This is a genomic window from Dactylosporangium sp. CS-047395 (assembly GCF_050942185.1).
Taxonomy (GTDB): Bacteria; Actinomycetota; Actinomycetes; order Mycobacteriales; family Micromonosporaceae; genus Dactylosporangium.
This window is the reverse complement of sequence record NZ_CP192015.1, coordinates 7,220,294-7,241,197: the sequence shown is the minus strand read 5'-3', so window position 1 is coordinate 7,241,197 and position 20,904 is coordinate 7,220,294. Positions and strand designations below refer to the sequence as shown.

General features: G+C 72.1%; 18 protein-coding genes. 11 read left to right on the top strand and 7 right to left on the bottom strand.

Translation table 11 applies throughout. The features are described from left to right. Positions 1-40: 40 nt before the first annotated feature. The 3 genes from ACQP00_RS34140 to ACQP00_RS34130 all read right to left on the bottom strand — a co-directional run bounded on the left by ACQP00_RS34140 (position 41) and on the right by ACQP00_RS34130 (position 3,428). On the bottom strand, positions 41-1,615 hold the full coding sequence (locus ACQP00_RS34140) for an ABC-F family ATP-binding cassette domain-containing protein (protein WP_433203444.1): 1,575 nt from the start codon (positions 1,613-1,615) through the stop codon (positions 41-43). Between the two features lie 107 nt (positions 1,616-1,722). Beyond that, positions 1,723-2,616, bottom strand: coding sequence for a septum formation family protein (locus tag ACQP00_RS34135; protein ID WP_433203441.1), 894 nt, complete (start codon positions 2,614-2,616; stop codon positions 1,723-1,725). A gap of 89 nt (positions 2,617-2,705) precedes the next feature. Next, entirely contained in the window at positions 2,706-3,428 is a 723-nt protein-coding gene (locus ACQP00_RS34130; protein WP_433203438.1) for a tyrosine-protein phosphatase, read from the bottom strand. A 62-nt stretch (positions 3,429-3,490) separates the two neighbouring features. Between ACQP00_RS34130 and ACQP00_RS34125 the strand changes: the two genes are divergently transcribed. The 3 genes from ACQP00_RS34125 (at position 3,491) to ACQP00_RS34115 (ending at position 6,802) form a co-directional block, all read left to right on the top strand. Next, complete coding sequence (locus tag ACQP00_RS34125; protein ID WP_433203435.1) at positions 3,491-4,633, top strand: FUSC family protein; 1,143 nt, start codon at positions 3,491-3,493, stop codon at positions 4,631-4,633. A gap of 138 nt (positions 4,634-4,771) precedes the next feature. Continuing rightward, on the top strand, positions 4,772-5,971 hold the full coding sequence (locus ACQP00_RS34120) for a polysaccharide lyase family 7 protein (protein WP_433203432.1): 1,200 nt from the start codon (positions 4,772-4,774) through the stop codon (positions 5,969-5,971). 174 nt (positions 5,972-6,145) lie between these two features. Next, positions 6,146-6,802, top strand: a complete 657-nt coding sequence (locus tag ACQP00_RS34115) for a DUF3159 domain-containing protein (protein ID WP_433224091.1) — start codon at positions 6,146-6,148, stop codon at positions 6,800-6,802. A 31-nt stretch (positions 6,803-6,833) separates the two neighbouring features. On the opposite strand, the gene ACQP00_RS34110 is transcribed toward ACQP00_RS34115, so the two are convergent. Further along, positions 6,834-7,184 carry an STAS domain-containing protein gene (locus ACQP00_RS34110; protein WP_433203430.1) on the bottom strand — a complete coding sequence of 117 codons (351 nt, stop codon included), beginning with the start codon at positions 7,182-7,184 and terminating at the stop codon, positions 6,834-6,836. 253 nt (positions 7,185-7,437) lie between these two features. Between ACQP00_RS34110 and ACQP00_RS34105 the strand changes: the two genes are divergently transcribed. Then, positions 7,438-8,094: a hypothetical protein gene (locus ACQP00_RS34105; RefSeq protein ID WP_433203427.1), complete on the top strand. Its 657-nt coding sequence runs from the start codon at positions 7,438-7,440 to the stop codon at positions 8,092-8,094. Here the strand turns inward: ACQP00_RS34105 and ACQP00_RS34100 are convergent. After that, on the bottom strand, positions 8,091-8,564 hold the full coding sequence (locus ACQP00_RS34100) for a type II toxin-antitoxin system PemK/MazF family toxin (RefSeq protein WP_433203424.1): 474 nt from the start codon (positions 8,562-8,564) through the stop codon (positions 8,091-8,093). The two genes, ACQP00_RS34105 and ACQP00_RS34100, sit on opposite strands and share 4 nt — an antisense overlap. Before the next feature lie 61 nt (positions 8,565-8,625). Here ACQP00_RS34100 and sthA point away from each other — a divergent pair, with 61 nt between their 5' ends. From sthA to ACQP00_RS34075, 5 genes are all read left to right on the top strand, one after another. Beyond that, a complete protein-coding gene (gene sthA, locus ACQP00_RS34095) occupies positions 8,626-10,029 on the top strand; it encodes a Si-specific NAD(P)(+) transhydrogenase (protein ID WP_433203421.1) in 1,404 nt (467 codons plus the stop codon). Positions 10,030-10,048: 19 nt separating this feature from the next. Next, complete coding sequence (locus tag ACQP00_RS34090) at positions 10,049-11,545, top strand: NTF2-like N-terminal transpeptidase domain-containing protein (protein ID WP_433203418.1); 1,497 nt, start codon at positions 10,049-10,051, stop codon at positions 11,543-11,545. A gap of 105 nt (positions 11,546-11,650) precedes the next feature. Then, the gene (locus ACQP00_RS34085) at positions 11,651-12,751 is read left to right on the top strand and encodes an MFS transporter (RefSeq protein WP_433203415.1); all 1,101 of its coding nucleotides are present in this window, start codon (positions 11,651-11,653) and stop codon (positions 12,749-12,751) included. A gap of 233 nt (positions 12,752-12,984) precedes the next feature. Beyond that, a complete protein-coding gene (locus tag ACQP00_RS34080) occupies positions 12,985-16,089 on the top strand; it encodes an EAL domain-containing protein (protein ID WP_433203412.1) in 3,105 nt (1,034 codons plus the stop codon). 20 nt (positions 16,090-16,109) lie between these two features. After that, positions 16,110-17,369: an aminotransferase class I/II-fold pyridoxal phosphate-dependent enzyme gene (locus ACQP00_RS34075; protein WP_433203409.1), complete on the top strand. Its 1,260-nt coding sequence runs from the start codon at positions 16,110-16,112 to the stop codon at positions 17,367-17,369. A gap of 6 nt (positions 17,370-17,375) precedes the next feature. Here the strand turns inward: ACQP00_RS34075 and ACQP00_RS34070 are convergent, their stop codons facing one another. Continuing rightward, on the bottom strand, positions 17,376-18,158 hold the full coding sequence (locus tag ACQP00_RS34070; protein WP_433203406.1) for a universal stress protein: 783 nt from the start codon (positions 18,156-18,158) through the stop codon (positions 17,376-17,378). Positions 18,159-18,315: 157 nt separating this feature from the next. Between ACQP00_RS34070 and ACQP00_RS34065 the strand changes: the two genes are divergently transcribed. Then, positions 18,316-18,675 carry a hypothetical protein gene (locus ACQP00_RS34065; RefSeq protein WP_433203403.1) on the top strand — a complete coding sequence of 120 codons (360 nt, stop codon included), beginning with the start codon at positions 18,316-18,318 and terminating at the stop codon, positions 18,673-18,675. A gap of 105 nt (positions 18,676-18,780) precedes the next feature. Here ACQP00_RS34065 and ACQP00_RS34060 read toward each other — a convergent pair whose 3' ends face one another. Beyond that, positions 18,781-19,956, bottom strand: coding sequence for an ROK family protein (locus ACQP00_RS34060; protein ID WP_433203400.1), 1,176 nt, complete (start codon positions 19,954-19,956; stop codon positions 18,781-18,783). 130 nt (positions 19,957-20,086) lie between these two features. Here ACQP00_RS34060 and ACQP00_RS34055 point away from each other — a divergent pair, with 130 nt between their 5' ends. After that, positions 20,087-20,896, top strand: a complete 810-nt coding sequence (locus ACQP00_RS34055; RefSeq protein WP_433203397.1) for a class I SAM-dependent methyltransferase — start codon at positions 20,087-20,089, stop codon at positions 20,894-20,896. The last annotated feature ends 8 nt before the right edge of the window (positions 20,897-20,904 follow it).

Here is a 20,904-nt window from a genome sequence, read left to right as displayed (position 1 = left end):
GCCTAGCCACGGGGTACGACATTTTCCCCGCGAGCAATAGTCAACCGAGGTGCAGCGTGCGGCCCTGCCAACGCTGGCGCAGCCAGCGGTCGTGGCTCGCCACCACGAAGGCGCCCGGGCCGGTGTTGAGCGCCTCCTCCAGCTCGTCGCACAACGCGGGCGAGAGGTGGTTCGTCGGCTCGTCGAGCAGCAGCAGATCCGGCGGCGCCGCGATCAGCAGGGCCAGGTCGAGCCGGCGCCGCTGGCCCACCGACAGGTCCCCGACCGGCTTGGCGGCGTCGCGGGCGCGGAGGAGGCCGAGGCTTCGCAACGGTACCGACGCTGCTTGTTCTTCACCGAGCACCGCCGCGTAGGTCTCCATCGCCGTGCGGTCGAGGCGATCGAAGGTCGTGTCCTGCGCGAGCAGACCGACGCGCAGCCCGGGCCGTCGCCGCACCCCCGCGGCGGGCAGGCGACCCGCGATGACGGCGAGCAGCGTGGACTTTCCGGTGCCGTTCGCGCCCGTGACCAGCAGCCGCTCGCCGGCCGGGAGGTCGAGGCGGTCGAGCGTCAGGCGGTCCGGAACCCGGACGTCGCGCAGGGAGAGCAGCAGGCCGTCGCCATCGCCATCGACGGCTAGTGCGGCGGCCCGGAATCGCAGCGGGGGCGGGGGTTTGCGGACCTGCGTGCGGGTGAGGGTGTCGAGGCGGCGCGCGGCGTTGCGGACGCGGCGGGAGATCTGGGCCTCGACGCGCCCCGCCGTGCGGCCGTAGTTCATTTTCTCGTTGTCGCGCTTGGGCCGGTTGTGCGCGACCTGGTGCGCGGTCACCCCGGCGGCGTGCCGCAGTTCGGCGAGCTCCTCCTGCTCCTCGGCGAAGCGGCGTTCCCAGCGCTCGCGTTCGGCCGCGCGTTCGGCCTGGTACGCGGAGTACCCGCCGCCGAAGCGTACCGGGCCGTCCACCGCCGGGTCGAGGTCGAGCAGATCGGTGCAGACGGCGTCGAGCAGCGCGCGATCGTGGCTGGCCAGCACGACCGCACCGGGCTGGCCGCGCAGCTGCTCCTCCAGGAACGCCGCGGCGCTGTCGTCGAGGTGGTTGGTCGGCTCGTCCAGCAGCAACGCGGCCGGGCGGCGCACGAGCAGGGCGGCGAGCGCGAGCCGGCCCCGCTGTCCTCCGGAAAGCGTTTCCAAAGGCCTCGCATATGGTACCGCCGCAAGCCCCAACCCATCGAGCACGATCTCCGCCCGCCGGTCCGCGTCCCAGGCGTCGAGTTCCTGCGCGCGCTCCAGCAGCACGGCGTAGTCGTCGAGGCGCCCGGCGGCGAGCGCCTCGTCCATGGCGGCCAGGCAGGCGCGGGACTCGCGCACCGCGTCGGCGACCACATCGGCGACGGTCGCGAGCGGGTCGAACGGCATCTCCTGGTGCAGATGGCCGAGGTCGGGCGGGCGCGTGACGGTGCCGCCGTCGGGCTCGTCGGCCCCGGCCAGCAGCCGCAGCAGCGTCGACTTGCCGGTGCCGTTCTCGCCGATCAGCCCGATGCGGCGGCCCGGGGCGGCGGTGAGGGAGACGCCGTCGAGCACGCGGCGGGTGCCGAACGTGCGCACGAGGTCGTGAGCGATGAGCGGTACGAGAGACACAACAGACCACCGGCGGATCGACGCTTCCGCCCGCCGGGCACGAGGTCCTCAGGCGCGGGCGCGGGAAGGTCCGGTGATCACATCGCCCTCAACGTACCACGGCACCGTCAGACCTGGGCGTTGCCGATACCCTTGATCGACTTGCTGATCTTCTTGCCGTCGATCACGGCGTAGCAGCGGGCGGTGTGGTTGCCCGCGGCCCATTCGAGCTTGCCGCCGGTCTGCCAGTACCCGTACGACAACGAGCGCTGCGTGCCGTACGCCGATTTGGTCATGCCGGTGTACGCCAGCAGCTGCGACTCGCACAGCCCGTCGAACGCCGCCGTGAACGCCTTGCCGTCGGCCGGGAAGTCCTTGGCCGGACTGGTGATGGTACCGACGAACTCGACATCGTGCGCCGCCGTGCACGCCGCCGGGGTGATGTCGTCCCACGAGTCGGCCGTCATCCCGACCGATGCGCCGCAGGTGAGCCGCAGCTCCCCGCCGCCCGCGAGCGTCCCCTTCAGCGTGGTCTTGCGCAGGTCGAGCGTGCCGGCCTCGGAGCGCAGGGCGGCGGCGTCGCACCGGTAGTACCGCGCGCCGCCGTTCCACTGGCTCGGGGGCGGCGGGGTCACCATGACGTACACGCGGCCGGTTCCCCAGGCGGCGCCGAGGAACTCGTCGGCCGCCTTGACGCACTCGCTCCACGCCGGCGCGAGGGCCTCGCCGGTGGGCGGGTTCGAGCCCTTCGCGGCGTCGCCGGTCAAGTGCCCGATGGTGACCGTCTCGATCGAGTGGTCGGAGTCGCACGCCTGCCGGGTCGCCGCGACGGTGCCGAGGTCGCGGGCGTTGACGGCGGTGGACAGCCAGCACCAGCCGGGCTCCGGCTCCGGCACCTTGGCCGCCGCCAGCATGCCCCAGTCGTCGACCAGGTCGCCGTCGCCGGCCTTCACCGGGCCGCAGCCGGCGGTCGCCAGCAGCAGCGCCACGGCGCATGCTGCGAGCAGCGCGATGCGCTTCATCGTTCGTTCGCCTCCCCCGCGAATGATGCGAGGGGGACTATGTCAACTTCTCGTGTGAACCGGAATCAACCGAACAGTGGAGCCGGCCGTCACGCCGGTCGCTCCAACAGGTTCTCCTCGAGGCGGGCGAGGGTGGTGGGAGGCAGCCCGAGGTACGAGCGAACGGAACCGTGCCGCGCGCGCAGATCGGCCAGGAAGAGCGTCATCGTCTCGGCCGGCGACAGCAGCCACCGCGCCGGCATCTTGGCGACCTCGGGGTTCAGCGCGCGCAGGAACGCCATGCTGCGGTCGGTCGCGCCCTGGGTCAGCGCGTAATCCTCGGCGATCACCTCGTCCGGCACGCCGAGGGCGCTCAGCGTCACGGCCGAGACCACCCCGGTCCGGTCCTTGCCGGCCACGCAGTGCACGACGACGGGCGCGTTCTCGGCGTCCGCGATGACCTCGACCGCGGCGACGACCGCGGCCCGGCCGTCCTCGGCGAGGTCCAGATAGCGGTCGGCCAGCCAGCGGGCGTCACTGATCTCGGCGGCGTCCGCCGACTCTTCCCATTCCGCGTGTACCGGATGCAGGTGGTGATACCGCAGCCCGTCGAACGCGTGCACCCGTCCGTCCCGCTCGATCTCGCGCGGCCGGCGCAGGTCGATGACGGTGCGGACCCCGAGCGCGGTGAACGACGCGGCGTCCTGCGGGTCGATGCGGCTGAGCGAGTCGGACCGGAACAGGCGCCGCCAGCGGGTGACGCGGCCGTCGGTCGTGGGGTAGCCGCCGAGATCGCGGAAGTTGAACAGGTTGGGGTGGTCGTAGCTGCGCACGGATTGGACCCTAACGCGTGGTTCGTGGCAGTAGATAGCCTCGAAGTTGAGAGGATCGAAACGTGCGACGCAGACCTCACGAAGTCGTCACCGAGCCGCTCGGGACGCTGCTGGCCAGCGTGCCGCAGAGCAAGCCGAGCTGGCTCACGATCGCCAAGACGACCATGGCGGCGACGGTCGCGTGGGTGCTCGCCCGGCAGCTCGGCGAGAACGTGGCCGTGCTGTTCGCGCCGGTGATCGCCGTGCTGACACTCCAGGCCAGCGTGTACGGGTCGATCGCCACCGGGCTGCAGCTGCTCTTCGCCAACCTCATCGGCACGGCGCTCGCCATCGCCTGGACGCAGCTGCTCGGGCTCACCTGGTGGTCCCTCGCCCTGGCCGCGTTCGCCGCGCTCGCGGTGGCCCGGCAGATCACCAACACGCCGCTCGCCCGCAACCAGCTCACCATCGCCACCCTCGCGGTGCTGGTGCTCGCGCCGGTCGCGAAGGGGTACGGCCAATGGCGCTTCACCGATGTCGCCATCGGCTCGGTGGTCGGGCTGACGATCGCGGTGGTCATCCCCGAGCGGCCCCGCGTCAAGCGCATCCAGTCGACGCTCGACGCCTGGGGCCGTACCGCGGTCGCCGTGCTGCGCTCGATCGCGGACGAGCTCGCGACCCGCTCGGACCCGGCCGCGTCGCCGGCCGACGGTCCGCTCGAGCCCGGGCAGCGGCACGGGTGGATCGAGGAGTCGCGCAAGCTCAACGAGGTCGGCGCGGAGGCCAGCGGGGCGGTCGCCGGGGTCGAGGAGGTCACCCTGCTCAACGTGTTCGCGCGGGGGCTGCGCCGCGAGGTCCGGCAGTTGCGCCGCGAGCAGGCGTGGCTGGTCGGCGTCACGCTGCAGGTGCGGGCGATCTCGCTGGCCGTGGACCGGTTGTACGACCGGCCGGGTCAGCCGCCCGCACTCAAGCGGGACACGCTGCGCGCGCTGCTCAACGCGCTGGCCGATCTGCTCGCGCAGCGGCTGGACGGGCAGGGCGTGAACGACACCTCGCTGCGGGCCGCGCTGATCGCGGCCGTCGAGCGGGTGCACCGGGTGTTTCCGACCGCGCTGGCCGCGCTCGACTCGGTGTCGCTGCTGGGGCGCCTCGATCAGCTCCGGCAGGACATCGCCGGTGAGAGCGCGGAGGCCTTGATCGACGCGAACACACTGCCCCGGAACTGACCGCCTACGACTTTTTATTCATGCGCTGAGCTGCGCAGACGCGCTTCAAGGCGGGCGGGCGGCGTTGACAAGACATCGATGGAGGCGTTTATTGGCAGCCACTCTGCCAATCACTGCCACCTCGGCAAGGGGTCGCCCATGCAACGCCGTTCGAAGATCCTCATCGCGTTCACCGCCACCGCCGTCGCCGGCGCGCTCGGAGTGCTCGGGGTCACCGCCGCCACCGCCGCCACGGCCGGGCCCATCACCGGGCTCGGCGGGAAGTGCGTCGACGTCGCCGCCGCGTCGAGCGCCAACGGGGCGGCGATCCAGCTGTACGACTGCAACGGGACCACCGCGCAGAGCTGGACGGTCGGGAACAGTGACGGCACCGTCCGCGCGCTCGGCAAGTGCCTCGACGTGACCGCCGCCTCGACCGCCAACGGGGCCAAAATTCAGCTGTACGACTGCAACGGGACCGCCGCGCAGCAGTGGACCGTCAACGGGGGCGCGCTGGTCAACACCGGTTCCGGCAAGTGCCTCGACGCCACCGGCCAGAGTTCCGCCAACGGGACCCGGCTGCAGATCTGGACCTGCACCGGCGCCGCGAACCAGGCGTGGACCCTGCCCGGCGGCAGCACCACGCCCACCACGCCGGCGGCCGGGCTCGACCCGAACGTCGCGCCCGGCGGGAACTTCGACCTGTCGATCTGGCAGCTCCAGTTGCCGACGGGCAGCCCGGGCTCGCCGACGCAGATCCCGCCCGCGCAGCTCAAGGGGGCCAACGGGTACGTCAACCCGGCGTACTTCTTCACCGACAAGACCGACGGCTCGATGACGTTCTGGGCGCCGGAGAAGGGCGTCACCACGCCGAACTCCAACTATGCGCGCTCCGAACTGCGCGAGATGAACGCCAACGGCAGCGCGGCCGACTGGAAGCTGGCCGGTTCGCACAAGCTCTCCGCCACCCTGCGCATCCCGTCGGTGACCAAGAACGTGTGCGTCGGGCAGATCCACCTCGGCACCGGCGGCCCGTCGACGAAGCCGCTGCTGGAGCTGTACTACCGGCCCAACGGCGACATCGTCCTCGGCACCGAGAACTCGCCCGACGGCGGCCAGACGCTGCACACGGTCGGCAATGTGCCGCTCGGGGTGAAATGGAGCTACGTGATCGCGGTGAGCGGTGGGAACACCATCAAGCTGACCGTGAACGGCAGCACCACGAGCTACGCGATCCCGGCGTCGTTCAACCAGTACGGGATGTACTTCAAGGCCGGCTCCTACAACCAGTCCTCCTCCGACAGCACGACCAACGGTGCGAAGGTCAAGTTCTATGCGCTGACGGTCAACCACGGCTAGCCAACCTTGTCTCGCCCGCGACCGTAGGACAGGCTAACCTTCGTTCGATCGGTCGCGGGCTGGGCTTGCCGGTCTCGTCAGGCTCGCCGGTGAGGCGGTTGGTGAGTGAGGCGGCTCGTGAGTGAGGCGGGGAGCATGACGGGCGAGCGGGTCGCGGACGAGGTGCCGGACGAGATGCCGGGCGAGGTGCCTGGTGAGTCGCTGAGTGACCTGCTCGGCGGGTGGCGGTCGGCCGTGGAGACTGCGGTGCCGGTGCTGGGCTTCGCCGGCGGGTGGCTGGTCAGCGGGCGGTCGATCGCGTGGGGTGCGGGCATTGCGATCGGCGCGGGGGCCGCGGTCGCCGTGTGGCGGGTTGCGCAGCGGCGGCGGCCGGTCGGTACGGTGCTGAGTCTGCTGGTGGTCTGCGCCGGGGCGTTGGTCGCGCTGCGCACCGGGCGGGCGGCGGACTTCTTCGGCGTCCGCGTGCTCACCAACGCCGTGTCCGCGCTCGCCTGGGCCGGGAGCATCCTGGTCCGCTGGCCGTTCCTCGGGCTGATCGTCGGCACGGTGCTGGGACAGAAGACCCGCTGGCGGCGCGATCCGGACCTTTTGCGGGCCTATCAGCGGGCCAGCTGGGTCTGGGTGCTGCAGTACGTCATCAGGCTGGTCGTGTTCGTCCCGCTCTGGGCGGCCGGCTGGGTGCTGACGCTCGCCGCGGCGCAGACGATCCTCACCTGGCCGCTCGTGGCCGCGTGCCTGGCCGTGAGCTGGTGGGTGCTGCGCCGGGCGCTGCCGGAAGGGCACCCCGGCATCCGCCACCCACGCACGCCACAGCCGGACAGCGCCGGGTGAACGCGGTCGGGCAGTGTCGGCTGGATGGCGGCTAGGAGGCCGGCTTCGACAGGGCCGCCAGCGCCTCGTCCACCGTGTCGGTCAGGGTCAGCACCCGGTCCAGGGCGGTCAGGTCGAAGATCCGGCGGATGCGGGCGTGCGGGCACACCACCGCGAAGCCGCCGTCCTCGCGCAGCCGCTTGTGGATCGAGACCAGCACCCGCAGCGCGGTGGAGTCGATGAAGTCTACCTGTGACAGGTCGAGCACGAGCCGGGTCTCGCCGTCGTCCAGGGTCTGGTGCAGCAGCGTGTGCAGCTCCGGTGAAGTGGCCACATCGAGGGCGCCGGACGGCGTGACCACCACGCAACCACCGACGGTGCCGGTCGCGATGCCGTCGGTCATTTTCGCCCCCATGCCCTGTTACGCTGCGTCAATCGAGGTCCCTCTCCTGTCGGACGTCGGCATGTTACCGCCCCCATCGCCGGGGCTCGCGATCCCACGCCACTTTTGAAACCAGCGCGTGTCGGATTGCACCCGAGCCGCCGCGGAGAGCGCGGCGGAGAGATAGGAACGCGCAGGGGCGTGACCCCAATGGCGCCGTCGGCGTTGAACCTTCCGACCCCACGACAAGCGACGCGCGACGGGATGACACGCCATGGACGGGACCGCGACCGAACAGCTCAGCATGACCGCCGCCGAGTTGTCGTTTCTGCTGGCCAGCGGGGACAAGCAGGGGCAGACGCCGCGGCTGCTGGGGCTGACCGAGGCCGACCGGGCCGACGCCGTGCTCAGTGCCGGGGTCGGGTCGCTGCTGCTGCGCCACCTGGCGGCCCCGGCCGACGGCAGCGGCAGCCGGCTCGACCTCGCCCCGGCCATCGCCGCGGTCGCCGCCGGGTTGCGCGAGGTGCGCGGGTTCGTGCAGGTCGGGCTGACCGCCGAGGACCACGCCGACGGGGTGCTGCTGCTGCACGCCGAGCGGATCAGGGTGATGGTCGCGGCCCGGGCGTACCGCACGTATGACCTCTCACCGATCCCGGCCGACTCCGACGCGCGCGAGGCGTTGCTCTCCGTGGCCGACCGGTTCCTGCACCGCCACCGGCCGGCCGTGGCCACGTTCACCGCCGCGTCGGCCGCGGACTTCGAGCGGGGCATCCCGCAGCCCAAGGCCACCCTGTCCTCCAAGGCCGACGGCACGTGGCTGGTGGTCACCCGCGACGGCGCCGAGACCAAGGCCGATGACTTCGACGCCGCCGCCACCCTGATGCGCGACGAGCTGGGCAAGATGATGCCCACCCCGGTGACCCAGAGCTAAGACCAGCCGTACCCGGAGCGCAGCTCGGCCGCGATGCGGTCGAAGCGCTCCCGGTCCAGCACCGCACCTTCGCGCCGGATGCCGTGCGCGGGCACGGTCAGCACCCGGTCGAGGCGCACCCAGCTCGGCCGCTTGTCGCGGTCCCACGACCCGGGGCCCAGCGCGAACCAGTTGCGCTGCCCGTCCCGGTCGTGCTGGCTGGAGAGCATCAGGCCGAGCACGTCGCCGCCCTTGCGCCCGACGACCAGCACCGGGCGGTCCTTGCCCTGCGTGGGGTCCTCCTCATACTGCACCCACGTCCACACGATCTCGCCCGGGTCGGCGTCCCCGTCGAGGTTGGGGGAGTACTCGAGCAGCTTCTGGCTCTCCTGGCGCTTCGGGGGCGGCCCGGGCACCGGGTGCGGAGCCGCAGGGGAACGACGCTGGCGCAGGCCCAGTCGAGTGGCCACGGCCTGAAGGATTCGTTTCACGCGGACGACCATAACCGCACATGCCTTTACGCTGCCCGGCACGCCGGGGACACTGTCGACCATGTACGACTTCGATGTCCTCGTGCTCGGCTCCGGGCCGGGCGGGCAGAAGGCCGCCATCGCCGCGGCCAAGCTCGACCGCCGGGTCGCCGTGGTGGAACGCCGGAACATGATCGGCGGGGTCTGCATCAACACCGGCACCATTCCGAGCAAGACGCTGCGTGAGGCGGTCCTGTACCTGACCGGCCTGAACCAGCGCGAGATGTACGGGCAGAGCTACCGGGTCAAGGAGGACATCACCGTCGGCGACCTCGGGGCCCGGACCCAGCACGTGATCGGGCGCGAGATCGAGGTCATCCGCAGCCAGCTGGCCCGCAACCGGGTGCGGCTGCTGCAGGGCACGGGCCGCTTCACCGACCCGCACACCATCGCGCTGGAGGACGAGCAGGGCCGCGAGTCGCAGGTCACCGCGGAGAAGATCATCATCGCGGCGGGGACCCGGCCGGCCCGGCCGGACAGCGTCGACTTCGACGATGTGACGATCATCGACTCCGACGGCATCCTGAACCTGGACAAGGTGCCCGGCTCGATGGTGGTCGTGGGCGCCGGGGTGATCGGCATCGAGTACGCGTCGATGTTCGCCGCCCTGGGCACCAAGGTGACCGTGGTCGAGCGGCGCGAGCGGATGCTCGACTTCTGCGACCTGGAGATCATCGAGGCGCTGAAGTACCACCTGCGGGACCTGTCGGTCTCGTTCCGCTTCCGCGAGACCGTCGCGGCCGTCGAGCGGCACGGGCGCACCGCGGTCGCGGTGCTGGCCAGCGGCAAGCGCATCGCGGCCGACACGGTGATGTACTCGGCCGGTCGCCAGGGCGCGGCGGACCTGCTGGGGCTGGACAAGGCCGGGCTGACCTACGACAACCGCGGCCGGATCGCGGTCGACGAGCACTTCCAGACCGAGGTCCCGCACATCTACGCGGTCGGCGACATCATCGGCTTCCCGGCGCTGGCCTCGACGTCGATGGAGCAGGGCCGGCTGGCCGCCCACCACGCCTGCGACGAGCCGGTGCGCAGCATGGACCAGGTGCAGCCGATCGGCATCTACACCATCCCGGAGATCAGCTTCGTCGGGCGCACCGAGGACGACCTCACCGACGCGAGCATCCCGTTCGAGGTGGGCATCTCCCGCTACCGCGAGCTGGCCCGCGGCCAGATCATCGGCGACTCGTACGGGATGCTGAAGATCATCGTGTCGCCGGAGGACCGCAAGATCCTCGGCGTGCACGTCTTCGGCACCGGGGCCACCGAGCTCGTCCACATCGGACAGACCGTGATGGGCTGCGGCGGGACGGTGGACTACCTGGTCGACGCGGTCTTCAACTACCCGACGCTCGCGGAGTCGTACAAGGTTGCCGCGCTTGACGCGATGAACAAGATGCGGTCCGTCTCGCGGCTGACCGCATAGCCGGTTGTAGGGTCGGCGGGTGCGAAGGTTCCTGCTGCTGCTCGGCGCGCTGCTGCTGGTCGCGCCCCTGGTGACCGGGTGCGACGACGACGCGGACAAGGCCGTGAACGACCGGTTCACGGCCTTCCTCGACGGCTGGCGCAAGGCCGACTTCGCCGGCTTCGGCACCCTGCTCACGCCGCAGGGCCGCACCCTCGACCCGGCCGCGGCCAAGGAGCTGCTCGCCGGCACCGAGGGCGACCTGTCCGCGCGCCGGCCGACGCTGACCCCGCACGGCAAGCCGAGGATCGAGGCGGCCGACGCCACCCTGGCCGTCGGCGTGGCCTGGACCCTGCCGGACGGGCGGAGCTGGACCTACGACACCGCCGTGCACGCGCGCATGCTCGGCAAACGCTGGCAGGTGTACTTCGGGCCGGATACCGTCCACCCCGGGCTGGAGGACGGCCAGCACCTCGCGATCCGCTCCACGGCGGCCAAGCGCGGGAAGATCGTGGCCGCCGACGACAGCCCGATCGCCGCCGAGACGCCCGTCGTCTACGTCGGGGTCGAGCCGCAGCGGGTGCCCGACGTCAACGCCCTCGTGCAGCACCTCGACGCCGTGTTCCGCTCGGTGAAGGTCGACGTCGACGTGCAGGGGCTGCCGGCGAAGCTGCAGGCGGCCAAGCCGGACGCGTTCGTCGACCTGGTGACCCTGCGCCGCACCGACTTCGACCAGATCGCCCAGGACCTCAACGGCGCGGCCGGGGTGCGCACCCGCGAGGGCACGCTCACCCTGCCGATGACGCGCACGTTCGCCCGGGCCCTGCTCGGCACCTCCGGCCCCGCCACGAAGGAGCTCATCGAGGCGAGCAACGGGGCCCTCAAGGCCGGTGACGTCTCCGGCCTCACCGGTCTGCTGCGACGGTACGACCAGCAGCTGCGCGGTCTCCCCGGCCTGTCGGTCGTCCCGATGGGAGACGAGCCCGGCGAGCCGCTGTTCACCCTCCCCGCGCAGGACGGCGCCGCGATCGCCACCACCATCGACGTCAAGACGCAGCAGGCCGCCGACGCCGCCGTCGCCGCGACCGCGAAGCCCTCGGCGCTCGTGGCCGTGCGGGTCAGCGACGGCGCCGTCCTCGCGGTCGCGAACGGCCCGGGCGCCACGGGGTACAACCTGGCGTTCCTGGGCGAAATCCCCGGTCCGGCCTGGCCCGTGGACCCGGCCAAGCTCGGCGCCGGCACCGACTGGAAGCTCGGCGCGGACGCGTTCCCCGGTCGTTCCGCCCCGAACGGCGTGGTCGCGTCGCCGCTCGGGTACGCCGCGGCCGCCGCCGCCCTGGCGCGGGGCACGTGGCAGCCGCCGGTGCTGATCCGGGGCACCAAGGCCGAGGCCGGCGCGGCGGTGTCGGGGACGCTGAGCGCGCCGAACCTGAGCGTGGGCGTGCGCGACGGGATCGCGTACTGCGCGTACGTCACCGACTCCGGCAGCGCGGCGGCCACGCCGATATCGGACGCGTTCCTGGCCGCGATCCAGTAGGGTCCCGGCATGCCGTTTGGTTGACGTCGCGCCCCTGAACCGCTGCCCGCCGATGTCCGCCGCCTGAGCCGCCGCGGGGTCGGCTGGGCGCTGCTGTCCGACGCGGTGCCGCTGTATCCGCTGTACGCCCTGCTGTTCACCGACACGGGCCTGTCCGGCGGCGAGATCTCGCTGCTGTTCGCGATCTGGTCGACGGTCGGGATCGTCGCCGAGGTGCCCACCGGTGCGCTCGCCGACCGCTTCTCCCGCCGGGCCAACCTGGTCGCGGCCGGGCTGCTGCAGGCGGCCGGCTTCGCGCTGTGGACGGTGCTGCCCTCGTTCTGGGTGTTCGCGGCCGGGTTCGTGGTGTGGGGCCTCGGCGGGGCGCTGGCCAGCGGCGCGCTCGAGGCGCTGCTGTACGACGGGCTGCTCGCGGCCGGGCACGAGAGCCGGTACGTCCGCGTCTCCGGCCAGATCACCGCGGCCGGGCTGGTCGCGCAGATCCCCGCCGCCGTGGCCGCCGCGGTGCTGTTCCCGCTCGGCGGGTACCCCCTGGTGGGCTGGGTGAGCGTCGCCATCTGCCTGACCGCCGCCCTGCTCGCCACGCGCCTGCCCGAGGTGCGCAACGGTTCCGGCGACGACGGGGACGACGAGGAGCTCGGCTACCTCGCGACCCTGCGCGACGGCGTGCGCGAGGCGGCCCGGCGCCCGGCCGTGCGCACCGCCGCGCTGGTGCTCGCCGCGCTGGCCGGGCTGGACGCGTTCGAGGAGTACTTCCCGCTGCTGACCGCCGAGTGGGGGGTACCGACGGCGCTGAACCCCGCGGCCACGCTCGTCATCACGCTCGGCGGGGCCGCCGGTGCCGCGCTCGCCGCGAAGGCCGGACGCCTGCCGGGGTGGGGGCTGGCCGGGCTGATGCTCGCCGCCGGGCTCGCGCTCGCCGGTTCGGCTGCGCTGCACCGCCCGGCCGGGATCGTGCTCGTCGCCGGGTTCTACGCGTTGTACCGACTCGTGCTCGTCATCGCCGACGCCCGTCTGCAGGCGGTCATCGACGGGGCCGCGCGGGCCACCATCACGTCGGTCGCGGCCCTGGCCACCGAGCTTTCGGCCATGCTGCTGTACGCCGCCTGGGCCCTCGGCGGGCCGTGGTGCGTGGCCGCGCTGACCGCCGCGCTGTCGGTGACGTTGGCCGGAAGGACGAATGACGGCGAAAGACTGCGTGAATGAATCGCCGGTACCGGTCGCCCAGCGTAAAACGGTCCATCGCGCGGTGTAGATATGACGGGCATTGATCGGTACCATCAAATTCGCCAAATGCGCAAATGGCGTCAAAAGCGTCGTGCGGGCCACTCGGAACGATCCTGTCAGGTACTCCTCATCGGGCAGCGAACTGGGTAGCGTCTGCCTCGCCGCGAGCGCGCGGGTCGGGGCTGGTGGTCGCAGACAAAGGACAGCTGAGGGTGAACGGGTCGGCACGCGGGGTGCTGGCGGGTTACGCCGGTGCGATGGCGGTCCTGGTGATCGCCAACTTCGCGCTGCCCGGACTCCACCCCGTGCTGTGGTCCGCGATCGGCTACGGCAGCGCGGGCGCGATGCTGCTCGGGGTACACCTGCACAAGCCCCGCCGCCGGGCACCCTGGCTGCTGCTGGCCGGCGCCGTCGCCTGCTTCATCACCGGGGACCTCATCGCGGACGTGCTGACCCGCCTGCACGCCCGGGCGTTCCCCTCGCTGGCCGACGCGTTCTACCTCACCGTGTACGTGCTGATCGCCGCGGCCATGGTCTGGCTCTACCGGCTCGGGGTGGTGCGCCGCGACCCGAGCGGGCTGTTCGACGCGATCACCCTCACCGCCGGCCTGGGGCTGCTGTCCTACATCTTCCTCATCCGGCCCTATGTGGACAATCCCGACCTGTCCATGCTGGATCGCGCCATCTCCATCGCGTACCCGCTCGCCGACATCGTCGTGCTGCTCGTCGGTGCGCGGCTCATCGCGTCGGTGCGCTTCGACGCCGCCGTGGCGCTGCTCGCCCTCGGCGGCGCCGGCCTGCTCAGCTCCGACGTGGGCTACGGCCTGCACCAGCTCTCCGGCGGCGGCTGGGCCACCGGCGGGCCGACCGACATCGGCTGGGCCGCCTTCTACGTGCTGTGGGGCGTGGCCGCGCTGCACCCCTCGATGCGGCAGCTCACCGAGCCCCGCGTCCAGCGCGCCGGCGACGAGCGCCTGGGCCGCCTGCTGCTGCTCGGGCTGTCGCTGTTCATCGCTCCGATCGTGCTGTTCGTCGAGATGCGGGGAGGCCGGGTGCGCGACGCCGCCGCCATCGCCGCCGTGTCCGCGCTGCTGTCCGGACTGGTCCTGCTGCGGCTGGGCCGGGCCGTGCGCGCGCAACGGCTCACCGTGCAACGGGAACGGCGCCTGCGCAGCGCGGGCGCCGCGCTGCTCATGGCCACCGACGCCGCGGCCGTCACCGCCACGGTCCGCGACGCCGTCGGCGAGCTGCTGCCGCCCGGGCGCGCGCACGCCGTGGACATCGGCCCGGCGGTGGGGCCGAAGGTGGCCATGCCGTACACGTCCACATTGGACCCGGCCGTCGCCGCCGAGCTGGGCGACTTCGAGTTCACCCTGTGCTGCCCCCTCGCGCTGGCCGACGGGCGGGCGGCGGAGCGGGCGCTGTACATCGCCGCCGACGAGGTGGTGCTCGTCGGGCTGCAGGAGGTCGCCCAGATCCTCGCCACCCAGGCCGCGATGGCCCTGGAGCGCATCGCGCTGGGCGAGGAGGTCGGCCGGCGCAACAACGAGGCGTACTTCCGGACCCTCGTGCTCAACACCGCCGACGTCATCCTCATCGTGGGCGAGGACGACCTCGTCACCTACGCCAGCCCGTCCGCGCGGGCGCTGTTCGGGTGGGACCTCGTCGGCACCCCGCTGCCGGTCGCGTTCGCCGAGGACAGCGCGGCCGAGGTCAGCCGCCGCCTGGCCGAGGCGCGCACGACCCAGGCCCCGGAGCGCCGCTCGCTGCCGCCGGACCTGCCCCGCCGCCCCGTCGACGGCCGCCCGGACAGCGACCGGCCCGGCCCGGACCTGCAGGTGACCGGCCCTGACGGGCGGCCGGCGCTGGTCGAGGCGGCCTTCCGCGACCTGCGCGCCGAGCAGACGGTGCGCGGGATCGTGGTGACGCTGCGGGACGTGACCGAGCGGAGCCGGTTGCAGGCCGAGCTGTACCAGCGGGCGACCTTCGACGCGCTCACCGGCCTGCCCAACCGCGAGGTTTTCCTGACCCGGGTCCAGGAGGCGGTCGCGTCCGGGGCCGAGACGGGCGCCACGGTCGGCGTGCTCATCGTCGAGCTGGACGACTTCAAGGTGGTCAACGACACGTTCGGCCACGGCGCCGGCGACGCGCTGCTGGTCGCGGTCGGGCAGCGGCTCACCGAGGCGCTGCGGGCCGTCGACGGCTCCTACGGCGCGGCCGGCACCGTGGCCCGCCTCGGCGGCGACGAGTTCGCGGCCCTGGTCCGCCGGGCCGGCACCTCGGCCGACGTGGAGCGGGTGGCCGAGCGGGTGCTGCAGAGCTTCAAGGCGCCGTTCGAGCTCGCCCACGGCACCGTGACCGCGACGGCCAGCATCGGCGTGTCCACCACCGCCGAGGCCGCCACCGCCCAGGAGCTGCTGCGCCACGCCGACCTCGCGGTGTACGTGGCCAAGGACGCGGGCCGGGACCGCTGGCGGCGCTTCGAGTCGTCGCTGCACAGCGCCGTCGTCGAGCGTCACAAGCTGCGCGCCGACCTGGACCGGGCGATCGCCGACAAGGCGTTCCTGCTGCACTTCCAGCCGATCGTCACGCTCGCCGACGACCGCACCCGCGGCTTCGAGGCGCTCGTGCGCTGGGACCATCCGACCCGGGGCATGGTGCCGCCGGACGAGTTCATCTCGGTGGCCGAGGAGAGCGGGCTCATCGTGCCGCTCGGCGCGTGGGTCCTGAGCAACGCGATCACGGCGGCGGCGCAGTGGCGGATCGCGTACCCCGAGGATGAGATCTATGTCTCGGTGAACGTCTCCGCGCGGCAGCTGCGCTCGCCCGATTTCGCGCCATGGGTACTCGCCGAGATCGACCGGGTCGGCCTGCCGCCCGGCGGGCTGCTGCTGGAGATGACCGAGAGCCTGCTGCTGCACGACGACGGCGAGGTCGCGGCCGAGCTCGCGGCCCTGCGCCAGGCCGGGGTGCGCATCGCGATCGACGACTTCGGCACCGGGTTCTCGTCGCTGTCCTACCTGCGCCGGCTCCCGGTCGACGTGCTCAAGCTGGACAAGAGCTTCATCGACACCGTGGTCTCCTCGACCGAGCAGCACGCGGTGGTCGACATGATCGTGCAACTGGCCCGGATTCTCAAGCTGCAGGTCGTCGCCGAGGGCATCGAGACGGCGGCGGAACGCGACCTGCTGGTGACCATGGGTTGCGACCACGGTCAGGGGTACTTGTTCAGCAAGCCGTTGAGCTACGGTGACGCTAGTCAATGGTTGTCGGACGATGCGTCGGGGCCTCAACGGGGAGGTCGCACCGCGGCCTGAAACACCCCGGAGGACCACCAGTGCACGCCTCGCAACTCGCCACGGATGTCGATCATGACCCGCGGTACAGCGGCATCGCCCGGCTCCGCTCCGAGACCCGCTTCTACGACGCCGTCATCGACGAGATCGACGGCCGCCGGATCCGCGTCGGCGACCACTGGCTGACCGACTGGGCATCCTGCAACTACCTCGGCTTCGACCTGGAGCCGCAGATCATCGGGGCGGTCGACGAGCAGCTGCGCCGCTGGGGCACGCACCCGTCGTGGTCGCGGATGCTGGGCAACCCGGCGCTGTACCCCCAGATCGAGGAACGGCTGGCCGCGCTGCTCGGCGCCGAGGACGCGCTCGTCCTGCCGACCATCACGCAGATCCACCTCTCGGTGATCCCGGTCCTCGCCGGGCAGGGCACGGTGCTCATCGACTCCCGCGCCCACAAGACCATCTGGGACGGCTGCGTCTTCGCCCGCGCCCAGGGCGCCACGCTGTCCCGGTTCCGCTCCCTCGACGAGCTGGCGTCGCTGCTGCCCGGCGCGGCCGCGGCCGGCGGGCCGGTGCTGGTCTGCATGGACGGCGTCAACAGCATGACCGGCAACATCCCCGACGTGCGGACCGTGCTGGACCTGTGCCGGGCGCACGGCGCCGTGCTCTACATCGACGACGCGCACGGCTTCGGCGTCATCGGCACCCGCGCCGAGGACGAGACCAGCCCCTACGGCACCACCGGGAACAGCATCATCCGGTACTTCGCTGAGGACTACGACAACGTCGTGCTCGTCGGCGGCTTCTCCAAGGCGTACTCGTCGCTGATGGCCTTCCTGGCCCTGCCCACCGTGCTGAAGAACCGCCTCAAGGCCTCCGCCGCCCCCTACCTCTACTCCGGCCCGTCGCCGACCGCCTCCCTGGCCACGGTGCTCGCCGGCTTCGACGTCAACGCCGAGCGCGGTGACAAGCTGCGGGCCGAGTTGTACCGCATGTCGATGCGCGTGCTGCACCATGTGCGCTCGCTCGGCGTCTTCACCCCGAACGTCGACGACACGCCCATCATCGAGCTGCCGATCGCGCTGGACCGCGACCTCGTCGAGGTGTCCGAGCTGCTGTGGCAGCGGGGCCTCTTCGTGACCCTCGCGCCCTATCCGGGCGTGCCGCGCGACCAGGTCGGCTTCCGGGTGCAGGTGACCGCGGCCAATACCGACGACGAGGTCGACGCGTTGAACGCCGTCATTTCCGAATTGGCCGCGGCCGATGTGTTCCAGGAGGCGCGGGAATCCAGCGCGAGCTGACTCCTTTCACACGCTTCTGGTGATGAGTACGGGCGACGCCGCGTGGTGCACCACCAGTTGCGTGACCGGATTCGGGCGGGGCTGCTCGTACCAGCCGACCCGGTGCGCCCCGACGACCAGCATGAGCGCGTTGCGGGCGGCGTCGGTCAGGGTCTCCAGCACCCCGCTGTCCCGGCTGTCGAAGCGCGTCTCGACCTCCGGGTGCCGGCGCAGCCACGGCTCCATCTCCGCCGCCACCGCGTCGTGCCGGCGGTCGCGGCCCGCGTGCACGGCGACGAGCGGCACCCGGCGGGAGGCGGCCTCGCCGTACCCGAAGGCCAGCGCCCGCTGACTCGACGGTGAGCCGTCCACCCCGACGACGACCGGGGCGTGGGCCGGCAGCGCGGCGAGCGGGTCGGCCCACCGCCAGCCGTTGTTGATGACCAGGACCGGGCAGTGGGCGAAGCCCGACAGATGCGCCCCGATGGACGCGTCGAGCACCCCGCCGTCGTGGACGCTGCCGCCGATGACCACGAGGTTGGCCGTGCGGGACTGCTCGCGCAGCACGTACGCCGGCGCACCGCCCCGGGTCATGGTCTCCACGGCGATGCCCGGCTGCCACGATTTCGCCTCGGCCGCGGCGTCCAGGACCAGCCCCTGCCCGTCGGCCGGGCCCTCCCACGACAGCGCGTGCACGATCCGCAGTGTCCGTTGCTGGCGGGCGGCCTCGTCGGCGGCCCAGCGCACGGCGCCCAGCGAGGCGGCCGAACCGTCCACGCCGACCACGATCGGACTGTGTTCCAGCAGCATGACGCACCCCCTTTTTGATTCCACCGTCCCTCGCGCTGCTTCCGGGGGCAAACCCGCGCCGCGGCCCGGTGCGGCGTTTGCGCCGACCGCAGTGAGGGGTATCGAAGCGATCGTGTACGGTCCCGTGTCGACGGACGCGAGGGGAGCTCGGAACCACATGCATATCAACGACTTCTGGGTGGCGATTCCGATCGGCCTGCTCATCGGGGTCCTCGGGCGGCTCGTGCTCCCCGGCCGCCAGTCGATCGGCGTGTTCATCACGTTCCTGATCGGCGTCGGCGCCGCGCTGCTGGGCACGCTCGTGGCCGAGCTGTTCAACCTGGACGACAAGGCCGTCGTCAAGGTCTGGAAGATCCAGTGGAGCTGGTGGGAGCTCGCGATCCAGGTGCTGTTCGCCGCGGTCGGCATCGGCCTGGCGAACATGCTGACCTACACCAAGCTGGCGTCCGGCGCCCCGAAGCCCCGCAAGCGCGCCACCCGCAAACGCAAGAGTACAAAAAAATCGGAAGACGACTAGGACCCGATGCGGTTTTGAGGGGGTGTGGGTGGAGCGAAGCTCCCCCACTGCTTTTCAGGACATAACGGTGTAGTCACCGGTGCCCGTCTGACCGTCCGGTGCTCGTCAAGGACGGCTGAGGTCGGCCAGGAGCGTCTCGCGTACCGACGCCCGGCCGGCCTCCTGCGCTCCCAGCAGGGCGGCGTCGTCCTGGACCTGCGTGGTGGCGATCGTGGTGTCCAGCGGTGCGGCCTCAGACAGGGCGGCGGCCACGGCGGTGCCCAGCAGTTCGCCGCCCGCCTGACCGACCTCGCCGCCAATCACGACCAGTGGCGGATCGAGCACCGCGACGACTGCCGACAGGCCGATCGCGATCCGGCCGGCGAGCGTGCTGACCACCTTCAGGGCGGCCGCGTCGTCCTCCGCCGCCCGGGCCATCACCGCGGCGATGCTCCCGGCCGCCGTCGGGGCGGCGAACCCGTGCTCCGCGGCCAGGTCCAGCACCGCGAGCCCGCCGACGAGCTTCTGGAAGTTGGTGCCGGAGCCGATCGGCATGTACCCGATCTCGCCCGCCCCGCCCCGCGCGCCTCGCAGCAGCGTCCCGCCCAGGTCGATCGCGAGCCCCAGCCCGGCCTCGCCCAGCCACAGCAGCGCGAAGCTCTCCGCGTCGCGGCCGGCGCCGTGCGCCCGCTCGGCCACCGCGGCCAGGTTCACGTCGTTGTCCACGCCCACCGGCACTCCGAGCCGCCGCCGCAGGTCCTCGACCAGCCCCGGCCGGCCCCACCCCGGCACCTCGACGTGGTGCAGGACGTCCCCGCGCTGGTCGTACGACCCGGCCACCGCGATCTGCACGTGCGCGACCGGATCGCGCGCGATCCCGGCCTCCTTGCACACCTCGTCCACGGTGTCGGCCACCGCGGCCACGGTGTCGGTGCTGGCGAAGTCGATGGTCGACTCCAGCCGCCCGCGGACCGTGCCGGCGAGGTCCGTCACCGCCGCCGTCACGGTCGGCGTGCCGCGGTCCTTCTGGTCGCGAACCGACAGCGCCACCGCGTAGGCGGCGTCCGGGTTCACGGCGTAGACCTCGGCGTTCGGCCCCGGCCCGGCGCTGACGTAGCCGACGACGCTCACCAGCCGCGCCTCCGTCAGCCGCCGCAGCGCCTCGGAGATCGTCGGCTTGGACAGCCCGGTGAGGTCGCGCAGCTCCCCGCGGGTCAACGGCCCGCGTTCCAGCACGTGACTCAGGGCGGCCGCGTCGTTCATGGCCCTGAGCAGCTTCGATGATCCGCCGAGGTGCGTCATGGTGGCTCGAACCGTATGGTCGGCCCCGGCCGGTGTCAATCCGACAGCTGACATAAACCCAACTCAACCCACAAAAAGCGACGTACGCCACCAATGCTTTCCGTTATCGCCCCTCCGTAAGCTGCACGCCATGGCCGTCCAGAAGCGGGTTGCGGACCTCGGTGCGGTACAGCAGACGATGCTCATCACCCTCCATGCGCGGGCCACGCTGGGCGACGCAACGGCGCGGCGGCTCGTCGACGCGATCGACTACGACTTCGGCATCTTCGAGCGCCATGCCGGGCTCACGGCGCTGTTCCACGTGCTGCGATCGTCCTCGTACGACGAGTGGACCCGCCGGTTCCTGGCCGAATGTCCGAACGGGACGGTGGTCGAGCTCGGCGCGGGCCTGAGCACACGGGCCGACCGCCTGGACAACGGGGCCGCGAGCTGGGTGTTCGTCGACCTGCCGGACGCGGCTTCCTTCCGGCGGACCCTGCTGCCGGACACCGCGCGGCGCACGACCGTCACCGGCTCGGTGCTCGACGCGGAGTGGATCGCGGCGGTGACGGAGGCCGGCCCCGGTCCGTACTTCCTGCTCGCCGAGGGCGTGCTGGTGTACCTGCAGCCGGCCGAGGTTCGCGGGGCGCTGACCCGGATCGCGCGGGGCTTCCCCGGCTGCCGGCTGGCCCTGGACACCTACGGCTCGTGGATCGTGGCGCGGCCGCGCGGGCCGTTGCAACGCATGGCGGCGGAACTGGTCTGGTCGTGCGACGATCCGCGCGAGCCGGAGCGGTGGGACGTGGGGCTGACGCTGCGCGAAACGTACACGCTGACCCGGCCGGACTGGTCGGTCCGGCGCGGGTTGCCGGGGCGGACGCGGGCGGCGCTGTCGGCGATCAACGTGTTCGTACCGGCGAAAATGGTCAACACGCGCGTGAACCTCTACTTCACCGCGTGACAGAATTC

What these genes read in the sequence shown, in the direction of transcription:
- ACQP00_RS34135 (WP_433203441.1), bottom strand. Translation starts at nt 2,616, where the DNA reads ATGAAGCGCATCGCGCTGCTCGCAGCATGCGCCGTGGCGCTGCTGCTG.
- ACQP00_RS34110 (WP_433203430.1), bottom strand. Translation starts at nt 7,184, where the DNA reads ATGACCGACGGCATCGCGACCGGCACCGTCGGTGGTTGCGTGGTGGTC.
- ACQP00_RS34060 (WP_433203400.1), bottom strand. Translation starts at nt 19,956, where the DNA reads ATGACGCACCTCGGCGGATCATCGAAGCTGCTCAGGGCCATGAACGAC.
- sthA (WP_433203421.1), top strand. Translation starts at nt 8,626, where the DNA reads ATGTACGACTTCGATGTCCTCGTGCTCGGCTCCGGGCCGGGCGGGCAG.
- ACQP00_RS34055 (WP_433203397.1), top strand. Translation starts at nt 20,087, where the DNA reads ATGGCCGTCCAGAAGCGGGTTGCGGACCTCGGTGCGGTACAGCAGACG.
- ACQP00_RS34105 (WP_433203427.1), top strand. Translation starts at nt 7,438, where the DNA reads ATGGACGGGACCGCGACCGAACAGCTCAGCATGACCGCCGCCGAGTTG.
- ACQP00_RS34065 (WP_433203403.1), top strand. Translation starts at nt 18,316, where the DNA reads ATGCATATCAACGACTTCTGGGTGGCGATTCCGATCGGCCTGCTCATC.
- ACQP00_RS34070 (WP_433203406.1), bottom strand. Translation starts at nt 18,158, where the DNA reads ATGCTGCTGGAACACAGTCCGATCGTGGTCGGCGTGGACGGTTCGGCC.
- ACQP00_RS34115 (WP_433224091.1), top strand. Translation starts at nt 6,146, where the DNA reads ATGCCGGGCGAGGTGCCTGGTGAGTCGCTGAGTGACCTGCTCGGCGGG.
- ACQP00_RS34120 (WP_433203432.1), top strand. Translation starts at nt 4,772, where the DNA reads ATGCAACGCCGTTCGAAGATCCTCATCGCGTTCACCGCCACCGCCGTC.